Source organism: Sphingomonas sp. 4RDLI-65 (assembly GCF_049472435.1).
Taxonomy (GTDB): domain Bacteria; phylum Pseudomonadota; class Alphaproteobacteria; order Sphingomonadales; family Sphingomonadaceae; genus Sphingomonas.
Genome location: NZ_JBCEBT010000003.1, coordinates 212,260 through 225,398 on the forward strand (window position 1 = coordinate 212,260; position 13,139 = coordinate 225,398).

The following is a 13,139-nucleotide window of genomic DNA, read 5'->3' on the forward strand; positions in this document are numbered from 1 at the left end:
TTATCGGGGTGGAGCGGTTCCGGGGCAGGGTTCTCCGCCGGGTCTGCGTGTCAGGATCAGCGTGACTATCGCGCGGGGCGGGGCGGTGGTTCCGCTGGCACAGGCCACGTTCCGGGTCGCATCGGTGACGAGCATCCGGGCCGTCCAGCCGCGCGGCAGAACCAGCCGGCGGGGCGTGATGCCGGCGTTGACATGGACCAGCACGAGCGTCCGCCGATCCGCAGACAGCGCCCCGGCGGTATCGAGGTCGTCGATCGGAACCAGCCGGTACCCCGGGCGGATGAAGCGGCTGAACTGTGCCATCGCGTAGTATTTGCGCGTGACATGGATCGGATGCGTGCCCGTCGGACCGGCGAGCAGGTCCGCCTTGACCAGACCCCAGTTCGATCCCTTGCCGCCCTTCAGCGTGCTGAGATGCTCGACCGCCTGCCAGAACACCCAGGCGGATGGTTCCAGACGCTTGAGGTCCATGACGACATGCTCGGCAAAGGCCAGCGGTGTGGCCATCCCGGTGAAATCCTCGGCATCCTTTTCGAGCGGGGTGTCGTCCTCGCTCATCCACAACCGGATGCCGGCAGCGCGGGCGATGTCACGCACCGCGGTCTGATGCGTGGTACCATAGCTGTGGACGTTGAGCTGTCCGATCCGCGCGCGCGTTGCCGGTGGATAGCCCGCCCAATCGGCGGCAAACAGCAGCGCGTTGGTCTCGTCCGGCGCGGCGACCGTCGTCTTCAAGCCGCGCGTCTGCAAGGCCGCATGCGTGGCATCGATCATGGCCGCCTGCCGCGCCGGGCTCCAGTGCGCGCCTTCCTGCGTATTGGCGGCGTACCAGTAATCGGTATTCGGCTCGTTGACGGGGGAGAGCGTGCGGAAGCCGATGCGATGGCGACGCTGCAGCTCGTCGACCGACCGCGCCAGATAGGCCGCGAACGCGCCTTCCTGGCCGGGGCGCAGGTTTTCGTCGGTTCGCGCTTCGGCACCCGATACGCGCCCCGAAACGGTCATGAACCAGGGCGGCGAATTCGAGAACGCCTCGAAGATGGGGTGTTTCACGCGCGCGCTGATCGCATCCAGCCACCAGCGCTGGTTCGTATCCTGCGACCAGTCCCACACCGCCTCGTCGTCGGCGCGCCACCAATCCTTGCAAGTCGCGCCGGACGGACGCCGCCAGAAGCCCGGCACCGCGGCACCCTGACGGAGATAGGGCGGCGTCTCGGCGCTGTTGCCGCCCCCGATATTGTACCGCGCGATCGTCCAGCCGAGCCCGTCGGGGCCATAGAACAGGTCCGCGAGCCGTTGCCGCTCGGCGTCGGGCCAGCCACCCGTGACGTTGGCGAACCAGGCCAGCGCGGTGCCCCAGCCTTCGAACACCGTCGATGGCCGGTCGATCGCGGGATGCAGCGCGACGGTGACGGCCGCGGGGGCCGCCGGAGCGTGCGTCTGTGCCAAGGCCCCTCCCGCAGACAGCAGCAGGGCGGCGGCGGTGGCGGCGCGGATCATGCTACCGGTGCCGTGGACGGCTCGCCGGCGTCGGCGGCCAGCATTCGCACTTCGTAGATATCGATATCGCCGCGCTGGCTGGTGAAGGTGACGATCGCCTGCGCCTTGCCCTGCTCACCCGCTGATCGCAGCGGATAGTCGACTTCGACGAACCCTTCGGTCGCCGGTACGCTGCGTGTTTCGGTGGCGAGCAAGGTGCCATCGACGCGGATCGCCAGCGACCGGTCACCGACATCGGTCCCCCAATAGACGATGCGGAGCAGGGCCGGGCCGGGGCGGCGCTGCAGCGTCAGGCTCAGCGTATCGCCGCGGCGCAGCTTGCGCGCCGAGCGGCCATGAAGCTGGACCGTCTCGGCGCGGGTCGCGGTGAAGCCGTGGTCGCGTTCGGGCTGCATTTCGCCGAGATAGACGACGTCGACGGTGCGCCGCGCGAACGCCTGGCGTTCGGACTGCGCTTTCAGATAGCCGTCTTTCGCCGACGCCCAATCGGCCGGGCTGAAGGTCGGCAGATACACCGCGGTGCGACGGTCATATTGCGCAAAAAACGGCTTGAACTCGAGGCGTTCGCCGAGCGCCGACTGCGCGAAAAACTGGTGCGGCGCCGACCCTGCACGCAATGCCGCGGTCGCCGCGCCATCGGCGATCAGGGCGGGGCCCAGCTCGTCGAACGGCTGCGACGCGGGACCCATATCGGCGGCGAGCACCAGCGGACCGTTGGTAAAGGCGACCAGCGTCGGATCGTCGGGTGTCGGCTCGGCGCGCAGCTGCATCGGCATTGTCACGCGCAGCCGATCGCCGGCCCGCCAGCGGCGATCGACTACCGCATAGCCGTCGCGCATGATCGGCACGATCGCTTCGCCGTTCAATTCGAGCGTCGGCCCGCGCGCCCATCCCGGCAGGCGAAGCGCGATCGCCTGCGATCCTTGCGGGGCACGACGGATGCTCAGCGTCGCCTCGCCCTCGATCGGCATGCCTGTGTCCAGATCGAGCGCAAGGCCGCGGTCCGCCCAGTCGAGCGTGCTCGGCACGTACAGGTTCACGTACAGCGTGCGCGCATCCTGCCAGAAGATCGAATCGGCGTGCTTGGCGTGGCTTTCCATCCCCGATCCGACACAGCACCAGAAGCTTTCCTCCGCGGTCGAATAGCTGCGCCGTGCGCCCGCCGACAATGGCATGAAATAGACGAACTGGCCGGTATCGGGGCGCTGGTGCGCGAGTATGTGGTTCAGCTGGACGCGTTCATAATAGTCGAACCAGCGCGCATGCGGTTCCCAGCCGTACAGATGCCGCGTCAGTTTCAGCATGTTGTAGCTGTTGCACGCCTCGCACGTCGCCTCGGTGACGCGTTTCGCCAACTGGTCCGGCGCGCCGAAATGTTCGCGCTCCGAATTGCCGCCGATCACATAGCTGTGATGGTTGGTCACCCGATCATGGAAGAAGCGCGCCGCCGCCGCATGGTTGGGGTTGCCGGTCAGCTCGTGCAGCCGGGCCAGCCCGATCAGCTTGGGAATCTGGGTATTGGCGTGCAGTCCCTCCAGCCGATCCTGTTGCGCGGTCAACGGGTCTAGCACCGCCTTGTGGCGGATCGTCTCCGCCATCCGCAGCCAACGTGTGTCGCCGGTGAGCGCATAGGTTTCGGCATAGCTTTCGTTCAGCCCGCCATGCTCGGCGCGGAGCACCTGCTGGACCTGCATATCCGACAGCGGCTCGAGCACGCCCGCGAGATACCCCGCGAGCGCCAGCGTGATCGGCAGCGCGCGTGGGTTGCCGGCCAGTACATGCGCATCGAGCAGCCCGGCATGGATCTTGTGCCAGGTATAGAGAGGGACCCATCCGCCGTTGAGGTCGAAGCCCTGGGTCCGGATGTCGCCGCGGCGGACCTCCTCGAACACGATCTTGCCGTCGATCGTCTTGCCGTCGCGCTCGACGGTGGTGCCGCCGAGATACCCGTCGCCATGCGCCGCTTGGATCCGCGCCATCTCCGCCAGCGCATGGTCGAGCGTCGCGGCCACCGCCGGATCGCCGGTATTGGCGACGACCAGCGCGCAGGCCGAGAGCCAGTGACCGAGCGAATGCCCCGCGATCCCCTGCGCTTCCCATCCGGTGTAGACCGGCTTCAGGGCAGGCAGCCCCGCGGACTGGTAGAAATTATGCAGCAGCCGCTCCGGATCGAGCGACAACAGATACCGGCGGTTGGCGGCGAACGCGTCGGCAAAGGGCGAAGGCTTCAGGCGGACATGCCGCATGGGGACCGGCGTGACCCGGCGGGCGGGGCTGGCGACTATCGGCTGCACCCGCCCGGCAAGCGCGGGTGCCGCGAAGACGAGCAGGCTGGCACTGGCTAGCAGGCGCCGGCGGGTGGGATGCATGACGCTCAATTCCCGGCACCGCGTGCCGGTTCGCGCAGGATTTCAGTCATCTTGGCACTCCACGATATGCCGGGGACGACTGCGATGCCGTCACATGTGTGATCGTCGCGCAGGCGTCGCGCGCCAACGAAGCGACTGGTATCGCCATTGCCTTCTCCTATCGCTGCCGCGTCATTCTTGGCGTCATGACGTCGACATATCTTATTATGTCAGACTAGATTTGGTGGATTGATCGGTCAACGCGCAATGCGATGGTTTCAGGACGTCGGTGTTCTCGACCTTTAGCGATTTTGCACAAGGGCCGGTGTTCGGTCCGCTATGCGGGCATTCGTCGGTGCTCGTTCGCGACAATCCGTTCGCGGATTTGCAGTATCGCTACCGCACAGCCCTCCAAGAAATTAGCCTTTGCATGCTTGCACAATCGGATCACTCCGGTATTGTCCGACAAGATGCGGAGCATACCGCACAGGGACTTTTTTGGGGGAATCGAGTGCAGGACGCGTTGGTCTCCGCAGGCGTGCCAGTCATTGCTCTGCCGCCACATGAGGCCAAGCGTGATAACGCATTGCCGATCCGTCCTGTGCAACTCTCCGACCTGATCCGTCCGGATTGCGGAACTCCTGTAGTCGCTGCGCACCGTGACGCGATCGCGAACGCGCGGCTACGAAAATCCCTGACATCTTCATCAATCCGCTTCGCGATCTCCACGCGGTCGCCGCTCGCTTTTCCTTTTTCGCCGGCGTGGGAGCGATCCCCGATAAGACGCGTCCGGCGCGCGCAACGGAGACTGAATAGATGCGTATGATGCTGAGTGCGCTCGCACTTGTCCTGGCCACGCCTGCGCTGGCGCAGCAGGCTCCTCCCGTCGATGGTGCCCCGGCGACGGTGACCGTGCACGGCGATGCGCCCGCGCCGAAGTTCGACAAGCGCCTGTTCGGCCAGTTCGCCGAGCATCTGGGCACCGGGATCTATGGCGGGATCTGGGTCGGCAAGGGCAGCCGCATACCCAATACGAACGGCTATCGCACCGATGTGCTCGATGCGCTGAAGGCGATCCGCACGCCGGTCATCCGCTGGCCGGGCGGCTGTTTCGCGGACGAATATCATTGGCGCGAGGGCGTCGGTCCGCAATCGAAGCGCAAGGTCAAGATCAACACCAACTGGGGTGGCGTGACCGAGGACAATGCCGTCGGCACGAACGAGTTCATGAACTATTCGGAGATGGTCGGCGCAGAGCCGTATGTCTCGGGCAATGTCGGCAACGGCACGCCGAGCGAGATGGCGGAATGGGTCGAATACATGACCTCGCCATCGGGATCGAGCCTGGCCAAGGAACGCGCCGCCAATGGTCGAAAAGCACCGTGGACGCTGCCGATGTTCGGTATCGGCAACGAGTTATGGGGCTGTGGCGGCAACATGCGGCCCGAATATGCGGCGGACCTGACCCGGCGATATTCGACCTTCATCAAGATGCCCGAGGGGCAGCACGTGATGAAGATCGCAAGCGGCGCGAACGTCGACGATTACAACTGGACCGAGGTGATGATGCGCGACGCCGGCAAGCATTTCGACGGCATCGGCGTGCATTACTACACGATCCCGTACGACTGGGCGAAGAAGGGCGCGGCAACCGGCTTCGACGAGGATGCTTGGGCACGGACGCTCGCCAAGACCGTGAAGATGGACGAGTATATCGCGGGCCATGCCAAGCGCATGGACAAATACGATCCGGGCAAGCGCATCGCCTTGCTGGTCGACGAATGGGGCACCTGGTACGATCAGGAGCCGGGCAGCCATCCGGGCTTCCTCTATCAGCAGAACAGCCTGCGCGACGCGCTGGTCACGAGCCTGAACTTCGACATCTTCGCACGCCACACCGATCGCCTGCGCGGCGCCAACATCGCGCAGATGGTCAACGTGTTGCAGGCGATGATGTTGACCGACGGCGCCCGCATGGTGAGGACGCCGACCTATTGGGTGTTCGATCTCTACAAGGACTATCAGGACGGCGTCGTGCTGCCGGTCGACGTGCAGTCGCGGTGGTACAGCAAGAACGAGTGGGTGCTGAAGGCGGTCAGCGCGAGCGCGGTGCGCGGCGTCGACGGCGCGGTCCATATGGGGCTGACCAACGTCGATCCGAACCAGCCGGCGACGGTATCGGTCAAGCTCGACGGCGTTGCGGGGGCCGGCGTGACCGGACGCATCGTCACGGCGGCGACGATCGATGCGCACAACACGTTCGACGCCCCCGACGCGGTGAAGCCCGCGGCGTTCACCGGCGCGACGCTGTCGGGCGGGACGCTCACCGTGACGCTGCCGCCGAAGTCGGTGGTGATGCTCGACATCCGCTGACTTGGAGCCCGGACCGCTCGCCCTCGTCGTGGCGGGGGCGAGCGGGCGGGCCATGGTGCATCCCTCGACATAGAGGCGCGCATCTCGCCCTGCGGATGCGCGCAAATGTCGGCCTGATGGTAAGCCGGCTGCCAACGACAAGCCGAGCGTCGATCGGATAGCGGTTTCCAGCGCGCGTCCTGCCGGGACGCCTGCGCGAAAGTCGAGATCATCGCCGGGTCGCAGCGCTTTCGCTGCCGTAGAGCTGATCCAGATCAAGCGCCCATACAGGGCGGAATGGGCATGTCGATCGCGGTGTCTTCGCGTCCCTCGATACGCACTTGACAGCATTTAACTAGTCGGACAAATAACGTTGGATTGCGGATCAGAACCGGCGCTAGCCGGTCACCGTTACAAAGGGGGAGGATATCATGACGCGCTTTTCGTTGCTCGTTTCCGTGGCACCGTTCGCACTGGTGGCGGCACCGGCCTTCGGGCAGGCTGCGACCAGCCAGGAGAAACAGGAGGCTGCCGCTCCCGATGCTTCGATCGAAGCCCAGGCGCCGGTCGCGCAGGAGCGCGCGACGAAGTCCGCCAAAGGCCGCAGTCCCGGTGTCGGCGCCACCGAAAACCTTCCGGCCGGTACGAATGCCGAAGCCGCGGACGCGAGCGCCAGTCCCCGTTCCGACAGTGACATCGTCGTCACCGGCTATCGCGCCAGCCTTGGCAGCGCGCAGGCGATCAAGCGCAATTCCGACGCGATCCTGGACGCGATCGTCGCGCAGGATATCGGCAAATTGCCGGACAATACCGCTGCCGAGTCGATCGCGCGCATCACCGGTGTCCAGGTCAATCGCTTCAGCGACGAAGTCAGCCAGGTGATCGTCCGCGGTCTGCCCGACGTAGCCACCACCTTCAACGGGCGCGAGATCTTTACCGCCGAACTTCGTCGGTCGCAGCTGCAGGATTTCCCGGCGGGCGCATTGGCGGGCCTCGAAGTGTATAAATCCGGCACCGCCGATCTGCTGGAGCCGGGGCTTGCCGGCCTCATCAACGTCCGCTCGCGGCGCCCGTTCGACTTCGCCGAAAAGTTCGTGGTCGCCGGCGGTATCCGCGGCACCTACAACGACCAGAGCAAGAAATACGACCCGCTCGGCAATATCCTGGTGAGCGCGCGCGCCGATACGGCGATCGGTGAGATCGGCGTGCTCGTCAATGCGTCCTATGCCCAGTCGCAATATCGCAACGCAGCCCGCTGGAGCAGCGGATTCGTCCCCACGACGATCCCCGACTCGGTGTCGGTCACTCCGGCATCGGCCGGTCGTGCCTTCCGTATTCCCGAGCGCGTCGGCGTCTATAACGACAGCGGCAAGCGGTGGCGTCCAGCAGTCAACGGCAGCGTGCAGTGGAAGCCCGCCGCCAATCTCGAACTCTATTACGACTTCCTCTATCAGGGGTATCGCGGTCGCGGCGCCAACGACCTGTTCGAAGCGTCGTTGCTCAACAACAACGCCGCGCTGTCGAACGTCGTATTGCGCGAGGGCAAGCCGGATCAGGTCCAGACCCTGACGAAGACGGGCGGCGAGCGCGGGCAGGGTTATCGCAGCACCAACGTCAACAACACCGATACCTACCAGGCGGCGGGCGGGTTCAAATGGGACGTCGGCCGCGCGCATATCTCGAGCGACCTTGCCTATACCCGCAGCCACTATGATTCGAACGAATACAGCTTCGACATGTCGCAGACGACCGCGCCGACGATGGACGTAAACTTCTTCGTCGATGGCGGCACCGCCTTTGCCTTGCCGGGCTATGCTCGCGACAACCCCGCCAACTATAAATGGCGCGGCTATTACGAAAGCGTCTACCGGGTGAAGGGCGCGGGCTGGCAGTGGCGCGGCGACGTCGACCTGGACACCGACGTCTCGCTGTTTCCCAAGCTGCAGTTCGGCGTCCGCTACACCGATCGCGATGCATCGCTGCAACGCGGCGGGCGCTACGCCTATACCGAAAACCTCAATATCCCGCTGGCCGACACCCCCGCCGGTGCGCTGGAACTGACTCCGAATGCGTTCCGTGGCGATACGCAAGGCTGGACGAGCTGGTTGATGCCGAGCCGTTCCGGGATCGAGGGCAATGCCGAAGCGCTGCGCCAGTTCTCGCTGCTGCAACTCCAGAAACTGGTGGCCGCCAATCCGACCGATGCCGGTTACCGCGATGCGTTGCGCCTGTTCTCGACGCCGACCGTTCAATATGATCCGCTCGCGGCCTTCCTCGCCAAGGAGCAGACCTATGCTTTTTATGGCCAGACGAAATACGAGTTCGATATCGGATCGGTAGGGATAGACGGCCTGATCGGCGTCCGCGTGGTCAACACGGTAGGCCGGTATAGCGGCCAGGGGACGGTGCCGGTGGTGGTGAACGGGGTGATCCAGCGTGACGCGAACGGCATTCCGATCACGTCGTCGCAGCCGGTGACCACTAATGCGAACTACGTCGACATCCTGCCGAATGCGAGCCTGCGCATCCGCCCCACCGACAAGCTGCAGATCCGCTTCGGCTTTACCGAGACCCGTACGAAGCCGGACTTCGGCGCGCTCAACCCCGCCGTGTTCCTGACCCCGAACGTGTCGCCGACCACCAATGCCGATGGTTCGCCGATCACGATCCTGAACGATCCGCGCTTTGCCGCCAGTCTTCAGGGCCGTCCGAACTATTACGGCAATGGCGGCAATCCGAACCTCGTCCCGCTGACGTCGAAGAACTACGATGCCACGATCGAATATTATTTCTCGAAGAACTCGTCGCTGACCGCAGCCGTCTTCTACCGCGATCTGTTCGGCTTCCTGTCGAGCTATACGCAGCGCTTCCAGGATCCGCTGTACGGCTTGATCGAGGTGAATGCCCAGGCGAATGCCGGTGCGGGCAAGATCAAGGGTGTCGAGGTCGGTGGACAGACGTTCCTCGATTTCCTGCCGGGTGCGTTCAGCGGCTTCGGTATCCAGGGCAACGTCACCTACCTCGAAGGCAAGCAACGGTTCCCGGTCGATTTCAGCGCCGCCAATACGACGCCGCCATTCGTCGGCATTCCACAGCTTTCGAAGTGGAGCTATAACGTCGCGCTGTTCTACGAGAAGGACAAGATCTCCAGCCGCCTGTCGTACAACGGACGATCGCGATTCCTGAACGGCAATCTGGTCGTGAACGGCGTGTATTTCGGCGAGGGTACGGAGAACGTCACCCGCCTGGACTATTCGTTCAACTATACGCCGATCAAGGCGATCACGCTGACCTTCGACGCGTCCAACATCCTGGCGCAGCCGTTCCGCAACTATGCGCAATATGACGACAACCGGTCCTACCCGCGCGATGTGCGCGACGAGGGACGGTATTATGGACTTGGCGCACGGTTCCGCTTCTAGCCGGTGGCCGGCGCGTGCAAAGGGGCGGCTTCACGGCGTTGCGGGTGATGGCGCGTGACCTGAAGCGCTCGTGTCACATTGGGCAGGTCGATGGCGACCTGCCCAACGGCCGCCGAGGGTGCCTGAGGCGTCACGGTAGCTGTTCGCGGTTTGGTGCACAGGCACCTTGCGGAAACCACTTATGGAGTTCGGTTTTGCACTCCCCCGGTCGCCGAGCGATTACGACACGAGAGTCTCAGCAGGTCGCCGAATGGGCGATCATAGTCCGCCGAGCCTAAGGTCAGCGTGTAGGCGCCGTCCTCGCCGCGTCGCGAGATCACGGTTGCCGGGCCTTGCGACGCGGTCGTGAACTGGCTGGGAGAGAGAGTCGTCACTGTGGCGTATCGCTCCAGCAGATAGCGTTCGGCCGTTGACGCGGTGCTTTCGCTGACACGGTAGAAGGGCCTGTCGAGGAGCGCAGGCGCGAAATAGATGATCGCGAGCGGATTGGTATCGTCCGTGAAGACTATCGGGCCGCGACATGCCGGCTCGTGTGCGATCGCACCGACCAGGCCGGGCCAATGCTCGTTATCCTGTCGGAGCAACTGGATCGCCAAGGCGGTGGTGAGACCGAGGATTGCTACGCCGATGGCCGCTTTGCGTAAGCGATCGAAGGGGATCGCCGACAGCCCGGCGGCTAGCGCCATCGTTCCCGGTATGCAGAGCCATTCGGCATACCGCGGTACGAGCAGCGGGCGGTGCAGGCTCATGATGGCCAGCAGGCCGAACGCGGTGCCGGGCAGGACGATCAGCGCCCAGAAGACCGGCGAGGAAACGCCGTAGCGTCGGACGATGCCGAGCGCGGCGAGCGCAAAGACGGCGACGACGCCCTCGCCGCGGTACGGGAACGCGGCCAAACCGAGAAATACGTTTCCGACGAAGTGCAGCAGGGCGCGCGGGGTGGTCGGCTGGATCCAGGCGATGTTGGCCGATTGCGACAACGACATGGCGGATATCAGCGGAACAGCGATGACCGCGGCGGTCAGTGCGCCGGTCCCGATCCAGATCGCCAGCGCCGATCGCGGTAGAGGGCGGCGGCACACGAGCGCGAGTCCGGTGGCGATCAGGGCCGCGGCGATCAGGAACAGCACGGTGTAATGGAGCACGAAGGCGACGACACAGCTGGCCACGAACACCGCGGCCCAGCCAACGAGCGCGCCGCTGCTCCGGCTGGGCCTGTATGCCGCGGTTAGAAACCCGGTGGCGCCCAGCATCACGAACGCCGCGGCCAGCTCGACCGCGCCATAGGGTCTCGCCTCATGCGCCATTGCGACCGATAACGGCGATACCGCGAGCAGAACCGCACCGAGCAAAGCGGTCGATCGATTCAGCAGGCGGCGTCCGATCGCATATTGCACCGCCACGGCGCCGGCCGACGCAACCGCGGACGGCAATCTGACCGACCACGCGGAATCGCCCGCGATCGCGATCCATGCCTTCAGGACGAGGAAATGAGCGGGCGGATTGGTTTCGATCCGCGTGCCCTCGCCGATCAGGAAAGGACTATCGAACCGCGACCACAGGATCGAGAACAGCTCGTCGCGCCATAGCGGCTGATGCCCGAGCCAGACCAGCCGGATCGCCAGCGCGAAACCGAAGATGCCGAGATAGGCTGGCCATACCCGATGCCGTGCGTGGCTTTCCCGGTGCGGATCGGCTTGAACTCGGGTCACCTGGCACTCCTTCGACGCCGCCGCTTAGGAAGCAACGGTTAACAACCGGCTTGCGGCGATGCGAGGGCAGGGCGTCGGTATCATGCCGGACGGTACGGTGCGGGGCTTCGGTGATTTGCTATGGCCGCCGGGAAGGGGCCGGCGGCCATAGCGGGGTAACAGGCGTGGGGGTATCAGGCTGCTTCTTCCCAGTCCTTGGTCTCTTCGGCGGGCAGGCGGATCAGGTAATCGAACGCCGACAGCCCGGCCTTCGAGCCTTCGCCCATCGCGATGACGATCTGCTTGAACGGCACGGTCGTGACATCGCCCGCCGCGAAGATGCCGGGCTGCGACGTGTGACCGCGGTGATCGATCTCGATCTCGCCGCGCGGGGTGAGAGCGATCGCATCGCGCAGCCATTCGGTGTTCGGGACCAGGCCGATCTGTACGAAGATGCCCTCCAGTTCGACCTGGTGCACCGTGTCGTGATTGCGGTCGCGGTACGACAGCCCGGTCACGCGGTCCCCGTCGCCGTGGACCTCGGTGGTCAGCGCCGAGGTGATGATGCGGACGTTCGACAGGCTCGCCAGCTTGCGCTGCAGCACCGCGTCCGCGCGCAGGTCGCTGTCATACTCGACCAGCGTGACGTGCGCGACGATTCCGGCAAGGTCGATCGCCGCCTCCACGCCCGAATTGCCGCCACCGATGACCGCGACGCGCTTGCCCTTGAACAGCGGACCGTCGCAATGCGGGCAATAGGCCACGCCCTTGTTCTTGTACGTGTCCTCGCCCGGCACGTTCATCTCGCGCCAGCGTGCGCCGGTCGACAGGATGACGGTGCGCGCCTTCAGCGACGCGCCGCTCTCGAACACGACCTCGTGCAGGCCGCCTTCGCCGGTCGCCGGGATCAGCTTTTCGGCGCGCTGCAGGTTCATGATGTCGACGTCATAGTCGCGGACATGGCGCTCCAGCTCGGCGGCGAGCTTGGGGCCTTCGGTGTGCGGCACCGAGACGAAGTTCTCGATCGCCATCGTGTCGAGCACCTGGCCGCCGAAACGCTCGGCGGCGATGCCGGTGCGGATGCCTTTCCGCGCGGTGTAGATCGCCGCGGCGCCGCCGGCGGGTCCGCCACCGATGACGAGCACGTCGAACGCATCCTTCTGCGAGATCTTTTCGGCGATGCGGGTGGTAGCGCCGGTGTCGAGCTTGGCGACGATCTGCTCCAGCTCCATCCGGCCCTGGCCGAATGGCTCGCCGTTGAGGAAGATCGTCGGCACCGCCATGACCTTGCGCTCGGTGACCTCGTCCTGGAACAGCGCGCCGTCGATCGCGGTGTGCGTCACGCCGGGATTGAGCACGGCCATCAGGTTGAGCGCCTGCACCACGTCGGGGCAGTTCTGGCACGACAGCGAGAAATAGGTCTCGAAGTGGAATTCGCCGTCGAGCGCCTGGACCTGTGCGATCAGATCCTGCGCGGCCTTCGATGGATGGCCGCCGACCTGGAGCAGCGCCAGCACGAGGCTGGTGAACTCATGGCCCATCGGCATGCCCGCAAAGCGCACACCGATATCGGTGCCGGCGCGGCGGATCATGAAGCTCGGCTTGCGCTTGTCGTCGGCTTTGACGACCGTGATCTGGTCCGACAGGACGGCGATCTCGTCGATCAGCTCGCCCATCTGCTGGGATTTGGCGTCGTCGCCCAAGCTGGCGACCAGTTCGATGGGCTGGCGGATGTTGACCAGATAGGCCTTCAGCTGCTGCGTCAGATTGGCGTCGAGCATGGGGTAAACTCCGATATTTCTATGTCTTGCCCGCGACCGGGTCAT

General features: G+C 65.0%; 6 protein-coding genes. 2 read left to right on the top strand and 4 right to left on the bottom strand.

Annotated features, from left to right (window positions below; genetic code table 11):
- Both VH567_RS09340 and VH567_RS09345 read right to left on the bottom strand, forming a co-directional pair.
- The gene (locus tag VH567_RS09340) at positions 1 to 1,500 is read right to left on the bottom strand and encodes a glycoside hydrolase (protein WP_423325375.1); all 1,500 of its coding nucleotides are present in this window, start codon (positions 1,498 to 1,500) and stop codon (positions 1 to 3) included.
- The gene (locus VH567_RS09345) at positions 1,497 to 3,869 is read right to left on the bottom strand and encodes a beta-L-arabinofuranosidase domain-containing protein (protein ID WP_423325377.1); all 2,373 of its coding nucleotides are present in this window, start codon (positions 3,867 to 3,869) and stop codon (positions 1,497 to 1,499) included. The genes VH567_RS09340 and VH567_RS09345 overlap by 4 nt, the downstream gene beginning before the upstream one ends.
- Positions 3,870 to 4,664: 795 nt before the next feature.
- Here VH567_RS09345 and VH567_RS09350 point away from each other — a divergent pair.
- Both VH567_RS09350 and VH567_RS09355 read left to right on the top strand, forming a co-directional pair.
- Positions 4,665 to 6,221, top strand: coding sequence for an alpha-N-arabinofuranosidase (locus VH567_RS09350; RefSeq protein ID WP_423325379.1), 1,557 nt, complete (start codon positions 4,665 to 4,667; stop codon positions 6,219 to 6,221).
- Positions 6,222 to 6,631: 410 nt separating this feature from the next.
- Complete coding sequence (locus VH567_RS09355) at positions 6,632 to 9,622, top strand: TonB-dependent receptor (RefSeq protein ID WP_423325381.1); 2,991 nt, start codon at positions 6,632 to 6,634, stop codon at positions 9,620 to 9,622.
- 179 nt (positions 9,623 to 9,801) lie between these two features.
- Here the strand turns inward: VH567_RS09355 and VH567_RS09360 are convergent, their stop codons facing one another.
- The gene (locus VH567_RS09360) at positions 9,802 to 11,334 is read right to left on the bottom strand and encodes a glycosyltransferase family 39 protein (RefSeq protein ID WP_423325383.1); all 1,533 of its coding nucleotides are present in this window, start codon (positions 11,332 to 11,334) and stop codon (positions 9,802 to 9,804) included.
- Between the two features lie 173 nt (positions 11,335 to 11,507).
- Entirely contained in the window at positions 11,508 to 13,094 is a 1,587-nt protein-coding gene (ahpF, locus tag VH567_RS09365) for an alkyl hydroperoxide reductase subunit F (RefSeq protein ID WP_423325385.1), read from the bottom strand.
- Positions 13,095 to 13,139 lie beyond the last annotated feature (45 nt).